This is a genomic window from Bradyrhizobium prioriisuperbiae (assembly GCF_032397745.1).
Lineage (GTDB): Bacteria > Pseudomonadota > Alphaproteobacteria > Rhizobiales > Xanthobacteraceae > Bradyrhizobium_A > Bradyrhizobium_A prioriisuperbiae.
In genome coordinates this window covers 4,983,865-5,005,780 of sequence record NZ_CP135921.1, presented here as the reverse complement: position 1 = coordinate 5,005,780, position 21,916 = coordinate 4,983,865, and the positions used below count along the sequence as shown (strand labels likewise).

The 21,916-nt window shown below is 64.0% G+C and carries 10 protein-coding genes; 3 read left to right on the top strand and 7 right to left on the bottom strand.

Going from position 1 to position 21,916, the window contains the following annotated elements; translation table 11 throughout:
- Positions 1-48 precede the first annotated feature (48 nt).
- The 4 genes from RS897_RS23690 to RS897_RS23675 form a co-directional block, all read right to left on the bottom strand.
- Positions 49-546 carry a TPM domain-containing protein gene (locus RS897_RS23690; RefSeq protein WP_315831158.1) on the bottom strand — a complete coding sequence of 166 codons (498 nt, stop codon included), beginning with the start codon at positions 544-546 and terminating at the stop codon, positions 49-51.
- A 14-nt stretch (positions 547-560) separates the two neighbouring features.
- The gene (locus tag RS897_RS23685) at positions 561-1,424 is read right to left on the bottom strand and encodes a TPM domain-containing protein (protein WP_315831157.1); all 864 of its coding nucleotides are present in this window, start codon (positions 1,422-1,424) and stop codon (positions 561-563) included.
- A 25-nt stretch (positions 1,425-1,449) separates the two neighbouring features.
- Positions 1,450-2,076, bottom strand: coding sequence for a LemA family protein (locus RS897_RS23680; protein WP_315831156.1), 627 nt, complete (start codon positions 2,074-2,076; stop codon positions 1,450-1,452).
- A 275-nt stretch (positions 2,077-2,351) separates the two neighbouring features.
- The gene (locus RS897_RS23675; protein WP_315831155.1) at positions 2,352-3,098 is read right to left on the bottom strand and encodes a sulfite exporter TauE/SafE family protein; all 747 of its coding nucleotides are present in this window, start codon (positions 3,096-3,098) and stop codon (positions 2,352-2,354) included.
- A gap of 131 nt (positions 3,099-3,229) precedes the next feature.
- Here RS897_RS23675 and RS897_RS23670 point away from each other — a divergent pair, with 131 nt between their 5' ends.
- The 3 genes from RS897_RS23670 (at position 3,230) to RS897_RS23660 (ending at position 5,723) form a co-directional block, all read left to right on the top strand.
- Entirely contained in the window at positions 3,230-3,685 is a 456-nt protein-coding gene (locus tag RS897_RS23670) for a CBS domain-containing protein (protein WP_315831154.1), read from the top strand.
- Positions 3,686-3,795: 110 nt separating this feature from the next.
- Positions 3,796-4,770, top strand: coding sequence for a 2-dehydropantoate 2-reductase (locus tag RS897_RS23665; RefSeq protein WP_315831153.1), 975 nt, complete (start codon positions 3,796-3,798; stop codon positions 4,768-4,770).
- A 179-nt stretch (positions 4,771-4,949) separates the two neighbouring features.
- A complete protein-coding gene (locus RS897_RS23660) occupies positions 4,950-5,723 on the top strand; it encodes a fumarylacetoacetate hydrolase family protein (RefSeq protein WP_315831152.1) in 774 nt (257 codons plus the stop codon).
- 75 nt (positions 5,724-5,798) lie between these two features.
- Here RS897_RS23660 and RS897_RS23655 read toward each other — a convergent pair whose 3' ends face one another.
- The 3 genes from RS897_RS23655 to RS897_RS23645 form a co-directional block, all read right to left on the bottom strand.
- A complete protein-coding gene (locus RS897_RS23655) occupies positions 5,799-20,012 on the bottom strand; it encodes a VCBS domain-containing protein (protein WP_315831151.1) in 14,214 nt (4,737 codons plus the stop codon).
- A gap of 398 nt (positions 20,013-20,410) precedes the next feature.
- On the bottom strand, positions 20,411-20,749 hold the full coding sequence (locus tag RS897_RS23650; protein WP_315831150.1) for a hypothetical protein: 339 nt from the start codon (positions 20,747-20,749) through the stop codon (positions 20,411-20,413).
- Between the two features lie 143 nt (positions 20,750-20,892).
- Positions 20,893-21,849 (bottom strand): transglutaminase-like cysteine peptidase, encoded by a 957-nt coding sequence (locus RS897_RS23645; RefSeq protein ID WP_315831149.1) that lies wholly within the window; start codon positions 21,847-21,849, stop codon positions 20,893-20,895.
- Positions 21,850-21,916: the final 67 nt, after the last annotated feature.

The following is a 21,916-nucleotide window of genomic DNA, read 5'->3' as shown; positions in this document are numbered from 1 at the left end:
GCGCCCCGTATCGATCTCTGCGCCATCACGATCGAAGCGTCTGGCCTCTCACAACACCACCGGCCTGTCCGGCAGTTCATTACGATGCGATCCCGAGGGCGGAAAATGCGCAGCGAGCTGTTGCGTCACCGCCGCGATTCCCTTCAGCACACCGCTCTCGAAATTGCCGCCACGAAAATCCGCCTCGATCCGGTGGCAGATCTCCTCCCATTGCGCAGCGCTCACCCTGGTATTGAAAGCGCGGTCGGCAACGATCTCGACATCGCGGTCGGCCAGCAGCAAGTAAATCAGCACACCGTTGTTGTGTTCGGTGTCCCAGACCCGCAGGTGCGCGAACACGTCGAGCGCACGCGCGCGGGGCCCCTGATCGCGGAACAGCGCCACGCCGTCGAGGGCCCCCTCAACCGCGAAGCGAATCTGGCCGCCATGGCTGGCTTCGCTGGCTTTGATCGCCTGCTCGATTCGCGCCAGCACCGCGTGAGTGAACACCTGGCGCACGCGCCAGCGGCTCTGGAGCAGATGCTTGCCGATGCGTTTGACGCCCATCGCTGCCGCCCCCGTTACCAGCTTCCGGAGGCGCCGCCGCCCCCGAAACTACCGCCGCCGCCGCTGAACCCACCGCCACCACCACTCGAACCACCGGTGCTGAACCCACCGCCGCCGGGCAGCACATAGCCGCCGCCACGCCCGCCTCCCAGCCCACCGCCGATCAGGGTGACAACAAAGGCAATGATGCCTGCAAGCGCCGACAGCGACAGCACGCCGATGATCGCCCAGGCGATCAGCCCGACCCCGCCGCCGGTGACCAGCGCCCCCAAGAGCGGCCCGAGCATCGCACGCAGGATGCCGCCGATCACGATCGCCAGGATGAAGATGACCGGAATCATGTCGCCGAGATCGTCGAGACTCAGGGAGGAGGATTTCGGCTGCGACGCCGGCAGCGGTTCGCCGTCGATCACCTTCAGCATGCGCTCGACACCGTCACCGATGCCGCCGGCAAAATCACCCGCCTTGAATTTCGGGGCGATCACCTCATCGATGATGCGCTTGGAGGTGGCGTCGTTGAGCGCACCTTCCAGCGCATAACCGACCTCGATGCGCAGCTTGCGGTCGGTCTTGGCGACGATCAGCAGCGCGCCATCGTCGATCTTTTTGCGCCCCAGCTTCCACTGCTCGACCACCCGCAGCGAATATTGCTCGATGGTCTCCGGCGCCGTGGTCGGCACGATCAGCACCGCCACCTGGCTGCCCTTGCGCGTCTCGAAATCCCGGAGCTTCTGCTCCAGCGTCGCGACGTCACCTGAACTCAGCGTCGCCGTCAGGTCGACCACCCGCCCCAAGGGCGGCACCGCGACATCGGCCGCGGCCACCAGGGACCAGCAGCACATCATCAGCGCCAGAACGACGCGTCTTGCAGCAGCCATTGCGGTCGCTTTCGTTACGCGCAGCCTACTTCGCCGGCGCAGCAGGAGCCGGCGCCGCGGGCGGCGGATTGAAATCGACCTTCGGCGCGGTGGAAATCGACTTCTCGTTGTCGACCGTGAAGTTCGCCTTGGTCTTGTAGCCGAACACCATGGCGGTAAGGTTGTTGGGGAAGGTGCGGATGCCGACGTTATAATCCTGCACCGCCTTGATATAGCGGTTGCGTGCCACCGTGATGCGGTTCTCGGTGCCTTCGAGCTGAGCGACCAGGTCGCGAAACAACTGATCGGACTTCAGTTGCGGATAATTTTCCGTGGTCACCAGCAGACGCGACAGTGCGCCGGTCAGTTCGCTCTGCGCGGCCTGGAATTTTTGCAGCGCAGCGGGATCGTTGAGCACCTCGGGGGTCACCTGCACGCTGCCGACCCTGGCGCGCGCATTGGTGACGCCGAGCAGCACGTCCTTCTCCTGCTGGGCGAAGCCCTTTACCGAATTGACCAGGTTCGGCACCAGATCGGCGCGACGCTGATACTGGTTGACCACTTCCGACCACGCGGAGGTGACCTGTTCATCGGTCTGCTGGATCGAGTTATAGCCGCATCCCGTGAGGCTCAACGAGGCAAGGGCTGCAAGGATGGTGAGGAATCGACGCATCATGCTCTCCGGTGTCATTGGCCTCTGAGGGAATCATACACGGACGGCAGTCGAGAGCAATGTGGGCGCTTTGGTACACGAGAGGATGGCAACCATGTTGTTGCGATGCGCGCGACACACCTCTTTTTGTCGTTGCCGGGCTTGTCCCGGCAACCCCGCTTAGGAAGGCACTGCGTCCCTAAGCGGGATCACCGGGACAAGCCCGGTGATGACAGTTTGGAAGTGGGGTTACGAGCGCTGGCATGACAGCCTTCTATGGAGCACCGCCTCACCCGTCACACCGGCTTCACGAAAAAATACACCGTCAGGATACTACCGACGCAGATCACGAATGCCTTGACGACGGTCTGCGGCAGGAAACCCGACAGCCTGGCGCCGGCATAACCGCCCAGCATCGACGCGACCATCATCACCGAGGTCTCCAGCCAGTGCACCCGGCCGGCGGCGATGAAGATGACGACGGCGGCGGCGTTCATCAGGGTCGCGAACAGGATCTTCATGCTGTTCATGGCGCGGATGTCGCGCATGCCGTAGAACGCCAGCGCCGCCAGCATCAGGATGCCGATGCCGCCGCCGAAATAGCCGCCATAGACGGCGATCGCGCCGTGCACCAGCTTGATGGCATTCGGCCCGAGCCAGCGCCGCTGCGATGTCATGTCGAGACGGGTGCCGGCGGCGAAGATCACGGTGGCCACCAGCAGCAGCCACGGCACCAGCGCCTTGAATGCGTCCGACGGCGTCACCAGCAGCAGCACTGCCCCGGCGGTGCCGCCGACCAGGCTGATGATCGACATGCTCAGCAGGTCCTGCCGCCACTCCTGCGGCAACGCCTTGAGCTCGCCGCGCGAGGCAATCGATGTCACCGCCTGCCCCGGAAACAGCGCCACCGTGCTGGAGGCATTGGCGTCCACGGCTGGTATGCCAGAGACCAATAAAGCCGGAAAAGTGAGGAAAGCGCCTCCGCCCGCCAGGGCATTGACGATGCCCGCGCAGAACGCAGCAACCGCAAGAATGGTCAGCACTTATGCCCCTTTTCTTGACAAAATTACACGTTCGGGCACGGATTTCTACGATTGACTTCTGGCATAATGTATACCAATCTTTCGTTCAGACGACGAGCAAGGCCCATCCACATCTGATCGAGGAGGTTGTGATGAAAGTCGGTGACATCCTGCGAAACAGGAAGGGGACCCGGATTGCGACGGTCCGCATGAACGAGACGGTGGCCACGGCCGCGCAATTGCTGCGGGCGGAGGACGTCGGCGCGCTGGTGGTGAAGGACGTGTGCCGCACCGAAGGCAATGTCGCGGTCGGCATGTTCAGCGAGCGCGATGTCGCGCGCGCCGTCGCCGAGCACGGCTCGGCCGGCCTCGCGCTCAAGGTGTCGGACATGATCTCAGTGCAGCAGCTCATCTCCTGCAGCTCGACCGATACGCTGGAGCATGTGCGCGGCCTGATGCGTGATCATCACATCCGCCATTTGCCGGTCATCGACGACTACTCGCTGATCGGCGTCATCAGCATCCGCGATATCGAGCTGATGCCTGACGAAACGCACATCGCGTTGGCCGGGGTGCCGCAGGCGACCACTCAGCCGACGCGGCAGTAAGGCATCGCATCACCGCCTTTGTGCAGGTCTCCCTCGGGCACGAGCCTGAGGGCCGGAGGAGATTTGCGCGCAAAAGCTAACTCTCACCATCGGATGGATTGGGGCACGGCATGAAAGTGTGTATCTACGGCGCGGGCGCGATCGGCGGCTATCTCGGGGTGCAGCTGACACAAGCCGGCGCCGATGTCAGTCTCGTGGCGCGCGGCGCGCATCTCGCCGCCATGCGCGAGCACGGCCTCAAGCTCCTGATCGGCGACGAGGAGCGCATCATCCATCCGCGCTGCACCGACAACGCCGCCGAACTCGGCGTGCAGGACTATGTCATCATCTGCCTGAAGGCGCATTCCATCACCGGCGTGATCGAGGCGATGAAGCCGCTGATCGGCGATCACACCCGCATCATCACCGCGGTCAACGGCATCCCCTACTGGTACTTCTACAAGCACGGCAACCAGTTCCAGAACTCCACACTGGAGAGCATCGATCCCGGCGGCCGGCAGTGGAAGGAACTGGGACCGCAGCGCGCGATCGGCTGCATCGTTTATCCCGCGACCGAACTCGAGGCGCCCGGCGTGATCCGCCATGTCTATGGCGACCGCTTCCCGCTCGGCGAGCCTTCCGGCGAAACCTCGGCCGATGTCGAGCAGCTTGCCGCGCTGTTCGTGAAAGCCGGCCTGCAGGCCCCGGTGCTCGATCGTATCCGTGACGAGATCTGGCTGAAGCTGTGGGGCAATGTCTGCCTCAACCCGATCAGCGCGCTGACCCATGCCACCCTCGATGTCATCTGCTCCGACCCCGGCACCCGCGCCACTGCGAAAGCGATGATGATCGAGGCGCAGACCATTGCGGAGACCTTCGGCGTCAAGTTCCGCGTCGACGTCGAACGCCGCATCGAAGGTGCCCGCAAGGTCGGCGCCCACAAGACCTCGATGCTGCAGGACCTCGAGCGCGGCCGGCCCATGGAAATCGATCCGCTGGTGACGGTGGTGCAGGAGATGGGCCGGCTGACCGAGATCCCGACGCCGGCGATCGACACCGTGCTGGCCCTGACCGCGCAACGCGCGCGGGTGGCGGGGCTTTATTGAGCTGCGACCTGAACGCGGCGTCAGGAGCGCACAGCACGACTACATAACAGGCCGTCATGCCCGGCCTTGTGCCGGGCATCCACGTCTTAACAGCATCCAAGCAAGTAAGACGTGGATGGCCGGGACAAGCCCGGCCATGACGGAGAAAAACAACAACGTCACATGACAGAGAGACGCACATGACACACTGGGTACGTTATCGCCATCAGGGCGACATCGGCTTCGGCACCCTCGCCGACGGCAAGATCACCGTGCATCACGGCGACATGTTCGATGCACCCACGGCCAACGGCGCTCGCCTTGCGCTGTCCGATGTCGAGTTGCTGTCGCCCACCGCGCCATCGAAAGTGATCGCGCTGTGGAATAACTTCCACGCCCTCGCCGCCAAGCTCAATGTCGCCGAGCCGAAGGATCCGCTGTATCTTTTGAAGGCGCCCTCCTCCGTCACCGATCCCGACGCGATCGTCGCGCGTCCCGTCTCCTATGACGGCAAGATCGCCTATGAGGGCGAACTCGCCATCGTGATCGGCAAAACCTGCACCAATGTCTCGCCGGAGGATGCCGACGCCTATATCCACGGCTACACCTGCGTCAACGACATCACCGCCGCCGACATCATCGCCAAGGACGCCACCTTCGCGCAGTGGGCCCGGGCCAAGAGCTTTGACGGCTTCTGCCCGTTTGGCCCCTCGATCGTCTCCGGCATCGATCCGGCGAAGCTGGTGGTGCGCACCATCCTCGACGGTGCGGAACGGCAGTCCTACCCGATCGCCGACATGATCTTCAGCGCCCAGGAGCTGGTCAGCCGGATCTCCCACGACATGACCCTGGAGCCCGGTGATATCATCTGCTGCGGCACCTCACTGGGCGTCGGCACCATGAAGGGCCCGGTCAACAAGGTGACCGTGGCGATCGAGGGCATCGGCGAGCTCAGCAACGAACTGCGGCAGTAAACACTCCGCGCTGAAACGATCATGGCCGGGACGCAAGTCCCGGCCATTGTCGTCGCCACCTTCCACACATGAAATCTAGGCCGCAGCGACGTGCATCTGATGCTGCGCCTGCTGGAACACCACATTGACGATGTCGGAACCGCTGCCGGCATAACCGTGCAGCGTTGCCACATCGTGGCCGCCACCGCTGAAATTGCCGCTGCCCGAGGTGTCGACCTGGACGGTGACGTCACCCCCGCTCTGGCTCAGATGGACGTAACTGTCGATGTTGGAGCCGTCGGCCTTGATGCCACTGGCGGCGCCCAGCAGTGCCGACAGATCAAGCACGTCGCCTTGGCCGGCGCTGTAGTCGAGGATGGTGTCGGCGTGGGCGCCGAGGTCCGACAACACGAAGGTGTCCGCGCCGCCATTGCCGGTCAGGGTGTCATGGCCCCTGCCGCCGGCCAGCACATCGTCACCCGCGCCGCCGATCAGGATGTCGTTGCCGGAGCCGCCCAGCACATTGAGATGCGTGGCCGCCCCCAGCGCCGAGCCATCGACCGTCAGCGTACTTGTGGCCGTGGTCGCCGCCGAACCATCAATGGTCAGCGTGCCGCTGCCGATTGTGGCAGAGGCATGCTCGCCAAGCGTCACGCTGTTGGCGAAATCGCCCAGCCTCAGGGTGTCGACATGGCCGACGTCGGCGAAGTCTGTGTCGGCGATTGCGACCTTCGAGTTGAAGACCACGGTGCCGTCAGGGGTGGGCGAGATGGTCTTGTCGAAATCGACTTCCGCGAAGTTCCCCGTCGAACCATCCGCACGCGTGAACGTCCCCGATGCTAACAATGTCTGACCGTCGAGCGTGCCCGAGGCGGCCGCGGCACCAAGCGAAATGCTGGTGATGCCCAGATGCGCCAGGGTGTTGACTTCGCCGGCATCACTGATGCCGTTGTGGTTCAGGTCCTGCCAGACCACCAGCTTGCCGAAATCGGCGTCGGCACTGTCGATCTTGCCGTCATGATTGGTGTCCAGCGTGGCCAGCGCCGCGAGGCCGTCGGCGAACTGCCCGCCGGCAAAATACGGCGAGAAGATCTGAGCCCCGCTGTCGATCTTGCCGGAACCGCTGGCGTCGAAGGCAAGGATGCCGTCCTCGCCCGCGGTCCACGCGGTGTGGTCGCGCACGCCGTCGCCATTGACGTCGAACTGCACGCCATGGTCGAGCGTGGTGAAGGCAAGCCCCGGCGTCCCGAGGTCCAGCACGATGGGATCGCCGCCGGGCGGCACAATCGAGACCTGAAGCTCATAGGTCTGGCTATTGCTGTTGAAGGTCGCCGGCGTCGTGCTGCTGCTGACGTAGCGGCCGACCTGCAGATAATAAGTCCCCGCATTCAGCGTGACCGACAGATAAGAATCGTTGACGGTCGAGCTCCCGGCATCGGCAGAGGACGATTGATCATTGGATGCAATGGTCGTCGTGTTGCTGGCATTGCGAATGCGGATCACCGTGTCGAGACCACCCGTGGTGTGATCGATGTCGAATGTCACGGTGGTCCCGTTCTGCGCCACCACGAACTTGTAGTAGTCGGTTTCGCCGCTCTTGGTCTGAGCCGCGATGGTGACGGAGGGGCTTGTGCTGGCGTTGGTGATATCCGGATCATTGGATTTCAGATAGACGACGCCGCTGCCATTGAGATCGTAGGCCGCAGCCGTCGAGTTGCCCGCACCGGATTGTCCGATATTATAGGTGTTGGCGGTCGCCGGCAGTGCGACGACCTCGTTGGCACCATTGATCGTGACTGCGATCGTCTGCGACGTGCCATCGATCGTGGTGACATTGAAGCTGTCCGCAAGGCTCTGCCCGGTGTTGAGGGCCTGCACCGCAGGCAGCGTATTGTTCAGCGTATAGCTCCAGTGACCGGTGGCATCGATCGACCAACTGCCATACGTCGTATTGCCCGATGCGGCGACGGTGCCGCTCTGACCGGTGTCCGCGTCCGCCACGGTCAAAGTGCCGCTCGCAGTCAATACGCTGTCTTCAGTGACACTGCTGCTTGTCGATCCCGTAATCACGGGTACGTCGTTGGTGCCGGTGATCGTGATCGTCACCGGCTGCGAGACGATGCCGCCGTGATGGTCGTCGACCGTGACCATGTAGGTCTGCGTGACCACCTGTCCCTGGGTCAGGCCCTGGATGGCGCTGTTATCGACCGAGAACGTCCAGCTGATTGCGCCGCCGGTTCCGGTGCCTGTGGTATCCTGGGCGAGAACCGGCGTGAAGGTGCCGTAATAATTGCCACCGCCCGGCGTGACGCTGAACGTATGGGTGTCCGTCAGATCCGCGTCCGTAAACGTCACCTGCCCCGTTGCGGTGACGGTGCCGTCCTCGGTCACCGTCCCGCTCGATGCCTGAACCACCGGCGCGTCATTGACGCCGGTGACCATCACCGTGGCGGTTGCGGTAGAGGTTCCACCGTGGCCGTCGGAGACGGTGTAGGTGAAATGGTCGGTCAGCACTTGTCCCGCGGCCAGGGCCTTGCCGCCCGTCAGCGTGCTCGGATCATAGATCACGCTGTGATGGTCGGCCGAGATCGTCAGGGTCGCGCCATTCGCGCTGGTGGCGGCACCGAGTGCACTGATGGACAGCGCATCACCCTCGACATCCGTGTCGTTGGCCAGCACCCGCAGTGTCGCGGGCGCCGCATTGGTCAGAATCCCGTCATCGAGATTGCCGACAGCCACGGCACCGTAGGGCCCCGCGCTGAACTGGCTGCTGAAGGTGAAATTGGCATGACCATCATTGAGAAGGACGTAGGTGCCCTGTGACGTGGTGTAGACGATGTCCAGCGAGCCATCGTCATTCATATCGGCCAGCGCCACGCTCTTGGTGTCGATGTTCGGAAGAATAACCCCGGACGCGATCAGGTTGCCGTGACCGTCGTTCAAATAGAGCTCCGTCGACGGTCCGCTCTGGTAGGTCGCGGTCACGGCGTCAGCGTAACCGTCGCCATTGAGATCGCCGATGGCGACGCCCCTGTTTTGCCCGCCGGAGAACGTCTGGACCAGCGTGAAGCCGCCATGGCCGTCGCCGCGCCAGACCTGGTTGCTGCCCTCGCTGGCAACAAACGCATCGAGACGTCCATCATTGTCGAAATCGCCAAGCGCCACATCCATGCCGGCGATCGACAACGGTGCGCCGTTGGCGGTAGAGGCCGTGAAATGCCCGGTGCCGTCATTCAGCCAGATCGAGGGATTTGACGAATTGCTGCCGCCGAAGATCCCGTTGACGACAAACACATCGAGCTTGCCGTCGCCATTGAAGTCTCCCAGCGCCACACCGGACGCGCTGCTGGAGGTGCCGATGTTCTGCCCGACGGTATATCCGCCGTGGCCGTCATTCAGCAGCACCGTATTGGGCTGCGACGCTCCGCCCAGGTTTCCCGAGCCCGAGACAACGAGATCGGCATAGCCATCGCCATTGAGGTCGCCGGCCGCAATGGAAGACTTTGAGCCGGTGCCCGGCACCGTCTGTGCCAGGGTGAACGTGCCGTCGCCGGCGTTGTGCCAGACCTGCACGCCCAGATTGAATCCGACCGTCACCGCATCGAGACGGCCGTCATTGTCGACATCGACCAGGACGATGTCCTGGGTATAGTCGGCATAGGGGCTGGCATAGCTCTGCGGCTGCATGGTGAGGACACCGTGGCCGTCGTTCAAGACCACGTGCGACGGTTCGCCAGGGCCGCCGATGAAGATATCAGCGCTGCCGCCGAACGTGTCGTTATAGGCGATCGGCGCATCATTGGTGCCGCTGATGGTCACCGTGACAGGCTGCACCAGCTTGCCGCTGTGTCCGTCGTCCACGGTCACATTGGTGGTGACGGTCAGCGTCTGACCCGCACCGAGGAAATCGAGGGCGCCGTCGGCGATACTGTAACTCCAGGCCACCGACCCGCCGCCGGCACCATCGGTCAAAGCGAGATTGAAAACGCCGGCGCCGGTCAGCGCCGCGATCTGACCCGCGGTGAGCGTGCCGCCGGACCAGGTATAGGTCGACGTGCCCTGCGTGACGGTGTGAGTATCCGTCAAATCGGGGTCGGCGAAGCCGATGGTGCCGCCGGCCTGGTGCAGCGCGGGCGAGTTGCTGGTGCCGGCCTGCTCGCTGAACGCATCGGTGACGCCCGATCCCGCGACAAGCGCCGGCGCGTCGTTCAGGCCGGTGATGGTCACCGTGACGTCCTGCGACTTCAGGCCGCCATGGCCGTCGCTGATGGTGACGGTGTAGGTCTGCGTCAGCACCTGTCCCGCGGCGAGATACTGGGTTGCCGCATTGTTGACCGTGAAATGCCAGCCGACCGAGCCGCTGCCGTTCGCCTCGACGGCATTGGGATCGACCGAGAAGGTGCCGATGTAACCCACGCCACCGCCTTGCGGCGCGAACGTCGCAGTGTGCGTGTCACCGGTGTCAACGTCCGTGAATGCGATGGTGCCGTTCGCCACCTGCTGCGCGGCGACCACCGGCGTAAGCGTAACGTCGTCGAGGAACAAATAATTGTTGGAGGTGACGAACTGGAACGAAAGCGAGGACGAGCTCGACGTCGCCAGCACATCGGCCGAATACAGATGATATGCGCCGTCGCTTCCCGGGTTGACGATATGAAGCGCAACCACCGTGCCGTTCCACAACACCGTGAGATCGTCGGGGCCGGCATTCTGCAGGCCGCTCGGATTGAGCCAGAAGCTCAGGGTGTAATGCTGGCCCGCGACCGTCGGGATTGCCGATTGGGTCAGCGCATCCCCGCGGCTCGACGACAACACCGCATGAACCGACCCGGTATGGTTCGGACCGAATTCGGTGCCGGCGGTCGAGGCATACGCCGTGCTCTGTGAGTTGGTCGTGGTCCACCCACCCAGGCCCTGCTCGAAGCCGCCATTGCTGATCAGGTTGGGACCATCCTCCAGCAGATCGACCCTGGCGGCGGTGCTGGTGATCACCGGGTTGTGGTTCTGGCCGGTGATGTGGAAGGTCAGCGTGGTGGTCGCGTTGGCGTTACTGGTGTCCCGCGCGGTGTAAGTGAAGACATCGTCTGCGGTCGCGCCCTGCCCCAGCGCCTGGGCTGCCGCGTTCGGCGTGTAGGTGTAGGTGCCGTCGGTCTTGATGGTGAGGGTGCCGTAGGCGCCCTGCACTGTTCCGGGGTAACCGGGATCGACATACGCCGAGGCACCGGTGCCGCTGCTTCCCACCCGAATGAAGCGGACCATCAGGTTTGCCGCATCGCCGGTGTCCGGATCGGTATCGTTGGCAAGCACGCCGGCCGCACGCGTCGACACCGACGTGGCGGCCCCGGCGCCGACATTGACCAGATCGGCCACCGGCGTCGGCGTATCGTTCACGCCGTAGACGTGGATGGTCAGCGTTCCGGTCGCCGTAGCGCCCTGGATGTCTTTCGCCGTGTAGGTGAAGACATCGTCACCCACAACGCCATCCGCCAGGCGGTCCGAATTGTTCGCCGTATAGGTGTATGCGCCGTTCGCACCGATGCTGAGGTCACCGTAGATGCCATGCACCACGATGGGGCCACTGCTGCCGACGGCAGTTGCCGTGCCGCTGATGCCCGGCAGGATCGCGCTGACCACCAGCGTCGCCTTGTCGCCGGGATCGGGATCGCTGTCGTTGGAAAGCACGGTGTTGTTGTTCGCCGGCAAGGTCGTTATCGATCCATTTTCATAGATAGACACCGCATCCGCCGCCGTGACCGGCGCATGATTGACCGTCTGGACCGAGATGCCGACGGTGTCGGTATCGCTCAGCGCCCCATCGCTGGTGATGATCTTGACGACGTCCGTCCCGGTATAACCCGCGGTCGGCGTATAGGTCAGGCCGTTGAGCGCCGCATTGATGGCGCTTGTCGAGCCCGTGAACGTCATCGTGGCATCGGACGTGCCGTCCCCGGCCGAGAAGCTCAGGCCGGCCAGCTGATGCAGGGTCAGCGTGCCGTGGGTGACGCTCAGCGTCACGGTCAGCGTGCCGCTGTCCACGTCCGAGACCGACAGCGCGTCACCGCCGGCGGCGCTGAACACCAGTGCGGTATTGGGCGCGGTGGTCTGCGCGCCAGGCACGACATTGACCGGCGCGTCATTGACGCCCGTCAGCGTGACACTCACATCCTTGGTCGTGGTGTGGCCGTGGCCGTCATTGATCGCAAGCGTGTAGGTCTGGGTCACGACCTGGCCGCCCGCCAGGCTCTGCAGCGCGCTGTTGTCGACCGAGAAGTTCCAGTTGAACTGCTGGTTCGCCTCGTCGACGGTACCGACCGTGAAGGTGCCGAGATAATTGCTGTTCTGCGGCGTGCTGGTGGTGACGGTGTGGGTATCCGTCGGATCGTCGGTGAAACGGATTGTGCCGGACGCGGTCTGAGTCGGGCTCGGCGCCACCGTCTTCACGGAGACGTCGTCGATATAGATCAGGTCGAAGTTATTGAATGTGCCTTCCGTACCGGCGAAGGACAGCTCCGCGCTGCCACCCGTACCGGTCACCACGATCTGGTACTCATGGTAGCTGGTGTTCAGCGGGTTCGTGCTTGTCGGCGTGTAAGTGCCGACAGTCTGGCCGTTCCAGGACACCGTGATCACGCCCGTGCCGTACTGGTCGCGCGCCCAGAAATCGATCACATAGCTCGTGCCAGCGGCCGTCGTTACATTCTGCGAAAGCACGCCCTGGGGATTGGCGTAGATGATGACCGAATAATCGCCGGAGTGGGTGTTGTAGAGCGAACTCGTTGCATAACTCGGCGGCGTCCCCGTCCATCCGGTCGGCAGATAGTAGATCGCGCCGTTCTGGGCGAGGGTGTATTGCGTGAGCCCGCCTTCCATATTGCCGTTGGTGATGAGCTCCGGCCCCGTTCCAGTGGTGCCGGCATCCTCGACCACGCCGCCAGAGAAAGTGCCGCTCATCTGCGGCGCCACATTGTCGCTTACCACCGCGGTGGTCGCGCTGCTCACGGGATCGTTGGTGTAACCCTGGCCGTCGACATAGTGCGCCGTGACGGAAATGTGCCCGCCGATATCATTGCTCGTCAGGGTATAGGTCGCGCCCGTCGCGTTGGCGATCACGTTGCCGTCGCGCAGCCACTGGTAGGCCACGTTTCCGAGCGCAGGGTCACCATCCAGGTCGTGTCCAAGCGTGGCCTGCAGCACATCACCCGCCTTGGGTGCGGACGCCCCGGGATTACTGGTGTCGGCGATGGTCAGCGTCGCCGGGCCGTCGCTCACCGGGGTCACGGTGAGGTTCACCGTCACCGGCGCGGAGTTCAGCGAGCCGTCGTTCGCCTTGTAGGTGAAGCTGTCCGGCCCGGCATAGTTGGCGGCCGCCTGGTAGCTGAAGGAGCCATCGGCATTCAGGGTCAGGGTGCCATGCGCCGGTCCCGTGACCAGTACCGCCGACAATGCGCCGCCGGCAACGTCGCTATCGTTGGCGAGAACACCCGTCGCCGCGGGCACATTCAGCGGGGTATCTTCGGCGACGGTATAGCTGTCCGTGGCCGCGACCGGCGCAACATTGGTCACATTGATGGTGATGTTTCGGCTGGAGTCGAGCGTTCCGTCATTGGCATGAACGATGAGGCTGTACGTGGCCTTGCTCTCGTAGTCCGGCACGGCCTTGAAGGTGACGATACCGGTCGTGGCATTGATGTTGAACGCCGCGGCATCCGTGCCGGTCAGTGAATAGTGCACCACCCCGCCGGCGACATCCGTTGCCGTCGCCGTATAGATCGCAGTCGATGTCGAGGTTCCTTCCGCCACGGTCGCGGTGGCCGGCGACGTAATGACCGGCGCCACATCCGCCACATTGATGGTCACGGCCTGGAGCGAGTCAAGTGTGCCGTCATTGGCATGCACGATGACGTTGTAGGTGGTCTTGGTCTCGTAGTCCGGCACGGCGTTGAAGGTCACGACACCGGTCGTTGCATTGATGTTGAACGCCGCGGCATCCGCGCCGGTCAGAGAATAGTGCACGGCTCCGCCGGCGATATCCGTTGCCGTCGCCGTATAGACCGCAGTCGACGTCGAAGTTCCTTCCGCCACGGTCGCGGTGGCCGGCGACGTAATGACCGGCGCCACATCCGTCACATTGATGGTCACGGCCTGGACCGAGTCGAGCGCGCCGTCATTGGCATGCACGATGACGCTGTAGGTGGTTTTGGTCTCGTAGTCCGGCATCGCCTTGAAGGTCACGACACCGGTCGTGGCATCGATATTGAACGACGCAGCATCTGTGCCGGTCAGAGAATAGTGCACGACACCACCGGCGACATCCGTTGCAACTGCGGTATAGACCGCGGTCGATGGTGAGATTCCTTCCGCCACGGATATCGTGGTCGGCGATATGATCACCGGCGCCACGTTTGTGAGGGTGATGGTCACGGCCTGCGTGGTGTCGGCTATTCCGTCATTGACGTGAACCACGATGGTGTACGAGCTCTGGGTCTCGTAGTTCGGCACCGATTTGAATGTGACTGCGCCCGTCGAAGAGACGTCGAACAACCCCGCGTCGGTCCCGCTGAGGGAATAGCTGAACGCCGCCCCCGCATCGACGTCGCTCGCGGCGATCTGATAAACGATATGGGACACCGGCGTGCCCTCGGCTTCGCTTGCGCTCGCCGCCGATGTGATGATCGGGGCGTCATTGCTGCCAGTGATGGTGACATCGATCACTTGCGTCGCCGTACCGTCGGCCGACTTGACCGTCAGCGTGTCATGCACGACCTGACCGTCGGTCAGCGCCTGGACGTTGGTCGCAGTGTTGCTGAGAGCGTAGCCCCACTGCCCCGTTGTCGCATCAAAGGTGAAGGCGCCATAGGTACCGACCAATGATGCCGGTGTCTGGAAATGCGCTTCGCCGGTATCGACGTCGCTGACCGTCAGCGTGCCGCCCGCGGTCAACGTCCCATCCTCCTTCACCGCACCGGTCGCGGTGCCGGAGATTGACGCCGCATCGTTCGCACCCGTAATGGTGACGTCGATCACCTGCGTCGCCGTGCCGTCCGCCGACTTGACCGTCAGCGTATCGTGCACGACCTGGCCGTCAGTCAGGGCCTGCACGTTGCTGGCCGCGTTGCTGAGGGTGTAACCCCACTGCCCGGTCGCTGCATCGAAGCTGAAAGCGCCGTAGGTGCCGGCAAGCGATGCCGGGGTCTGGAAATGAGCCTCGCCGCTGTCGATATCGGTCACGGCAAGCGTGCCGCCTGCGGTCAGCAGGCCGTCTTCCTTCACCGCGCCTGCCGCGGTGCCGGAGATTGATGCAGCATCGTTACTGCCGGTGATGGCAACGTCGATCACCTGGGGCGCGGTGCCGTCGGCGGATTTCACCGTCAGCCTGTCGTGCACGACCTGGCCGTCGGTCAGCGCCTGCACATTGGTGGCGCCGTTGTTGAGGGTATAACCCCACAGACCAGTCGCCGCATTGAAGCTGAAGGTACCGTAGGTGCCGGCGAGCGAGGCCGGGGTCTGGAAATGGGCTTCTCCGGTATCGACATCGCTGACCGTCAGCGTTCCGCCCGCGGTCAGCGTTCCGTCTTCCTTCACTGCCCCCGTGTCCGTGCCGGAGATCGACGCCGCATCGTTCGTGCCGGTGATGGTGACATCGATCACCTGCGTCGCGGTGCCATCGGCCGACTTGACCGTCAGCGTGTCATGCACGACCTGGCCGTCAGTCAGCGCCTGGACGTTGGTCGCGGTGTTGCTGAGGGCATAGCCCCACTGGCCGGTCGTCGCATCGAAGGTGAAAGTGCCGTAGCTGCCGGCCAGCGACGCCGGCGTCTGGAAGTGAGCCTCGCCAGCATCGACGTCGCTGACGGAGAGCGTTCCGCCCGCAGTCAGCGTCCCGTCTTCCTTGACGGCGCCAGTCGCGGTTCCGGCAATCGACGCCGCGTCGTTCGTGCCGGTGATGGTGACGTCGATCACCTGCGTGGCGGTGCCATCGGCCGATTTCACAGTCAGCGTGTCGTGCACGACCTGGCCGTCAGTCAGCGCCTGGACATTGGTTGCCGCGTTGCTGAGGGTATAGCCCCACTGCCCGGTCGTCGCGTTGAAGGTAAAGGTGCCATAGGTGCCGCCAAGCGACGCCGGGGTCTGGAAATGCGCCTCGCCTGTATCGACATCGCTGACCGTAAGCGTCCCGCCCGCAGTCAACGTCCCATCCTCCTTCACCGCGCCGGTCGCGGTGCCTGAGATCGACGCCGTATCGTTGCTGCCGGTGATGGTGACATCGATCACCTGGGTCGCAGTGCCATCGGCCGATTTCACCGTCAGCGTGTCGTGCACGACCTGGCCGTCGGTCAGCGCCTGGACATTGGTTGCCGCGTCGCTGAGAGTATAGCCCCACTGCCCGGTCGCCGCGTCAAAGGTAAAGGTGCCGTAGGTGCCGACCAACGAGGCCGGCGTCTGGAAATGAGCCTCACCGGTATCGACATCGCTGACCGTCAGAGCACCGCTCGCGGTCAGCGTCGCACTCTCCTTCACCGCGCCGCTCGCGGTGCCGGCGATCGAAGCCGCATCGTTGGTGCCGGTGATGGTGACGTCGATCACTTGCGTCGCGGTGCCATCGGCAGACTTCACGGTCAGCGTGTCATGCACGACCTGGCCGTCGGTCAGCGCCTGGACATTGGTTGTCGCGTTGCTGAGAGCGTAGCTCCACTGCCCCGTCATTGCGTCAAAGGTGAAGGTGCCATAGGTGCCGGCGAGCGACGCAGGCGCCTGGAAATGCGCCTCGCCGATATCGACGTCGCTGACCATCAACGTCCCGCTCGCGGTCAGCGTGCCGTCTTCCTTCACCGCACCCGTCGCGGTGCCGAAGATCGACGCCGCATCGTTCGTACCCGTGATGGTAACGTCGATCACCTGCGTCGCCGTGCCATCGGCCGATTTCACCGTCAACGTGTCATGCACGACCTGGCCGTCTGTCAGCGCCTGCACGTTGGTCGCCGTGTTGCTGAGGGCGTAGCCCCACTGTCCGGTCGTCGCATCGAAGGTAAAGGTGCCGTAGGTGCCGGCCAGCGAAGCCGGAGTCTGAAAAAGCGCTTCACCGGTATCGACGTCGCTGATCGTCAGCATACCGCTGGCGGCCAGGGTGCCGTCTTCCGTCACCATGCCTGTCGCGGTGCCGGAGATCGACGCCGCATCATTGCTGCCGGTGATGGTGACGTCGATCACCTGCGTCGCCGTATGATCCACCGACGTGACAGTCAGCGTGTCGTGCACCACCTGGCCGTCGGTCAGCGCCTGCACATTGCCGGCTTCGTTGTTGAGGGTGTAGCTCCACTGGCCCGTCGCGGCATCGAAGGTGAAGGTGCCATAGGCCCCGACCAGCGAGGCCGGCGCCTGGAAATGGTTTTCACCGGTGTCCACGTCGCTGACCGTCAGCGTGCCGCCGGCGGTCAAAGTGCCGTCTTCCTTCACCGTGCCAGTGGCGGTGCCGGAGATTGACGCCCTGTCGTTGTTGCCGGTGACGGTGACGTCGATCACTTGCGTGGCGGTGCCGTCCGCCGAGATAACCGTCAGCGTATCGTGCGCGACCGTGTTGCCGGCCAGCGCCTGGACGTTGGCTGCCGCATTGTTCAGGGTGTAGCCCCACTCCCCCGTTACGGTATCGAAGGTGAAGGTGCCGTAGATCCCGACCAGCGAGGCCGGCGTCTGAAAATGGGCTTCGCCGGTATCGATATCGGTCACGGTCAGCGTGCCGCCGGTGGTCAGCGCATCGTCCTCCAGCACCTTGCTGGCGGCCGTGCCCGAAATCGACGCGGCATCGTTGGTGCCGGTGATGGTGACGTCGATCACCTGCGTGGCGGTGTGATCCACTGAGGTGACAGTCAGCGTATCGTGCACGACCTGACCATCGGTCAGCGCCTGCACATTGGTGGCCTCATTGTTGAGAGCGTAGCCCCACTGTCCGGTCGCCGCATCGAAGGTAAAGGTGCCGTAGGTGCCGGCAAGCGACTCCGGCGTCTGGAAATGGTTTTCACCGGTATCCACGTCGCTAACCGTCAGCGTGCCGCTCGCGGTCAGAGTGCCGTCTTCCTTCACCGCACCGGTGGCCGTGCCGGAAATCGACGCGGTGTCGTTGTTGCCGGTAATGGTGACGTCGATCACCTGGGTCGCGGTGCCGTCCACCGACGTCACCGTCAGCGTGTCGTGCGCGACCGTGTTGCCGGCCAGCGCCTGGACGTTGGCCGCCGCGTTGTTCAGGGTGTAGCCCCACTGCCCCGTCGCGGCATCGAAGGTGAAGGTGCCATAGGTCCCGGTCAGCGAAGCCGGCGTCTGGAAATGAGCCTCCCCGGCATCGACGTCGGTCACGGTCAGCGTGCCGCCGGTGGTCAGCGCGTCGTCCTCCAGCACCTTGCTGGCGGCCGTGCCGCTGATCGTGGCGGCGTCATTGACACCGGTGATGGTTACGGCGATGTCGCGGGTCACGGTGTCGCCGTCGCCATCGGTCACGGTGAAGGGGATGTGCAGCACCGCCGTCGCGCCCGCGGGCAGCGCATCAAATGCGGTGCCCGGCGTGACCGTGATGGTGTGACCGTCGGCACCGAGCACGATGCCGGGCGTGCCGAACACCACATCGGCCGGAGCACCGGAGATGGTCGGCGCGCCAAGCGTGATGGCCGCGCCGTGGGTATCGGCCCCGAAATTATAGTCGGTCCCGGCCGTCAGCGTGATGATGGCGGCTTCGTTCTCCGACATCGCGGCGGTGACATTGGCGGCGGACGGCGCGGTGTCGTCAATCGTCACAGTCAGCGTGCCCCCGGCAGCATCGCCGTCGCTGTCGGTCGCGGTGAAATGGAATGTCAGGTCGATGGACTGGAAGGCCGCGCCATCGGCTGCATGATCCAGCGGCCGATACTGCTGGACGGTGTAGCTGCCGCTGTCGCCGGCGTCGGACAGCGTCACCACGAATACGATGTTCTGCGGCACCTCACTGCCGGTCGGCACGCTTTGTGGCGCATTGCCACCGGTGTAGGCCACCAACGTCGTGCCGTTGTCGAGCAGGACATAGTGCAGCGTTTCTCCGAGCGACGAGAGGCTGGCCACGGCGGTGCCGGCGCCTTCGCCCGCATGGCCGGTCGCCGTCACCACGGCATCGGCGAACACCACCGCGCGATCGCCATTCTGGCCGGTGCCGGCGGAGACACCGCCATCGACATGGGCGTTGAAGCGGTCCGTACCCCAGGAAATCCCAAGCGCGCCGCTTTCCACCGACGGAGCAGCTCCCGTCGGATCCGTCAGCGTGACATGCACCACCGCACTCGAATCCACCACCGGCGTGTCGTCATTGATATCGACATGGATGGTGGAAGAGCCAGTGTTGCCGCTGCCGTCGGTGGCGGTGAAGCTGATGCTGAGGTTGAGCGTGTCTTCGGTGCCATGCACCGGATGATCGAGCGGACGCAGCAGGGTGAAGGTGTATTCACCCTCAAGCGCCGCGCCGTTGATGGTGACCGTGAACACCTGGTTGGTCGCCACAGACGGATCGCTGCCGATGTAGCCGATCAGGGTCGGCACGCCGTTGACGGTGGTCGCCAGCACATGCACGGCCTCGCCGCCTGAGGTCAGGCCACCGAGGCCCGGCTGCGCTGCATTGAAGGCGAAGCTCGCGCCTGCGCTGTTGACGCCGAAATCGACATGCAGCGAGCCGGTGAAGCTCGTGGCCGCGCCAGCGGCATCGCCGGGGCCACCGGGATTACCGCCGCTCAAACCTTCATCGTCGAGCGCGGCGCTGTCCGCCGTGCCGAACACCGGTTGCGAATTGCCGGCCTGGCTGGCAGCAGCGGCAGCACCCGACGTGCCGCCGGCATCGTCGCCCAGCAGCGCCAGCGGCGTGGCACTGTTGCCGAGCGCATCGACTTGCGCGTCGGAGAAATGCGCACCGGCGGCGGGACCGCTGGCGCTGTTGCCGGCGGCCGGCAGGATCGACTGGTCGGTGGAGATCGGAAACATGCCAGCGAATTCGCCACCGCTCAACACGCGGTCATGGGTCATCTCGAAAGTAACAGTCGGCAGCGGCTCGCCGTTTGCCGCAAACACCGGCTCCACGGTCACGGTGGACTGATTGTCGAACAGCACGATCAGCCGATCACCGATGCGTACGAAGGTGATCTTTTCGTTGGCGATGTCGGTGAAATCGATCCGGGTGTTGCCGTCGAGATGGACGGTGACCGCTGTGCCGTTGCCGGGCTTTTCGAGCTTCAACGCTTTCGGGGGCGCGCCCGCGACAGGCTTTGCGGTCGACAACTCAGCGAAAACAAGCGGCGCGTTCATGCTCAAACCCCGATGCCAGTGCGCCCGCCATGGGCCGAACCGGTGAGGTTAAAATATTCTTAAGCGCTCGAATGTCTAACGTTTTCAGAAGCTTTTAAATGTTTTGGTTAAGTTTGCGCGGAGTGAGAATCAAATAATTCGAAGTATAGATTCAAATTTATATTCGAGATCGCAAAGAACTAAGCTTCAAGTTCCGCTGACATCACTCACCACCGCAAGGTATTGCTGGCCGTTCGGGTATCATGGCGCGGAGGCCATGGCGGGATATCTGACGAATATTGAAGAGACAGCAACGCGAAACGGCGATCGACACAACGATCATTTGGCCAATTCTCGCGAGCTCTTGCCGCGATCGCAAGATCAGCCCGCGTTATTGGACACGCGCGGCGCGAGCGATGTCAGATCGGTGCAACGTTGCAGCTCACCGGTGTGTCCTTGCGAAGAAACAGCGCCGCCTGCTCGCGGAATCCATCGAGCCAGACACCACGGCCGGCATAACGATAACCGTCACCCATCGGGATCAATCGCACGGCGACCGCGCGCCGCGGGGACAGAAGCAGGCGGCCGGTGACGACCTCGCCGAACACCGTGGTCGACGCCGCCTCAAGCCGGTAATGCGCGCCGTTCTCGCACGCCACGACAAAGCGTCCGGACGCCGGGAAACCTCCGGCCTGCGCGACGGACGCGCCGCCAACAATCGAAATCACGGCCACCGCGGCGGCTGAAATCTTGCTCATCATGCCCATGCTCGCCCCTCACCACCGATCGCGCGCCACGCCCATGCGACCTGGCAATCATCACAGGTCGTTGCCCTGCGGTCGTCTCATTGCGCGCAAAACGACCAAGAAATGGCGAGAGCGCGGCAATCGCCGCGCCATGGCTACAGCAGTGGCTGCAACCCCGCTCCACCGCTCAAGCCGACATCGGCCGAGGGCTGCAGGTCCGTCTCGCTCTCATGGGAGACGCGGGCGGCATAGGGCGCGGCAAACAGGCCGACCCCATCATGATCAAGCGCAAACAGCGGGGTAAAGTGCGCAAGCTGGTCGGGGTCGAGAACCCGCGCCTGGCGATTGTCGAGCACAAGCCAGCGCCCATCGACGCGAACGCCGAGCACCGCATGATCCTGGCGCACCGCATTGTCGCGCACCAGCAGCAGCATGAGGTCAGCCTCCGCGACACCGAGCTGGCGCAGCAGCATGTATTTGGCGATGGCGTAGTCCTCGCAATCGCCCGCTCCGCTCGCGAGCGTGGCCAGTGGCGAGCTCCAGACATCGGCGAGACCGTGTTGCTGATCATCGCTGACATAGCGGACCGCCGCGTTGACGCTGCGATTGACGATACCGATGCGGGCCAAACCGTCAGTGTCGCGCGCCTCGTCCATCACCGCCAGCGCCGCCCGGCCCGCTGCGCCGCACGAGGCCGGCTCGGTCCGGCACAGCTGCAACAACAGGCTTTCGCCGGCCATGCGGGCTTCGACGCCGCGCCACTTGCTCCAGAGCACGCCGTCGGGCGCGCGGAAGGTGAACAGCCCGAACGGCCGGTCACTGATCTGCGGCGCCGCCCTGGAGGACGCATCGGATGCGACCGACGCATCACCGAGCGCGGCCATCCTGATCGAGGCCGCTTTGCCGTCGTGCTTTGCCAGCACCGTGCTGATTGTAAAGAAACGCGCAGGCGGCTTAATCGAGTTGGATTCGACAATAGGCGTCGCATCGACCGCAGGCCTGCGTGCGCGCGGTTTCGCCCCGGCTTCACCGGCCGAGACCATGGTGAATGAAACAATACCCGCAAGCATGACGGCGCACGCGACACCGCGTGACTGACCGAACCGCAACATGATCGACGCCCCATGGTCCGGAACGTCGGTCGGCGCAGACGCCGATCCCGCCCGGATCCCTGTGCGC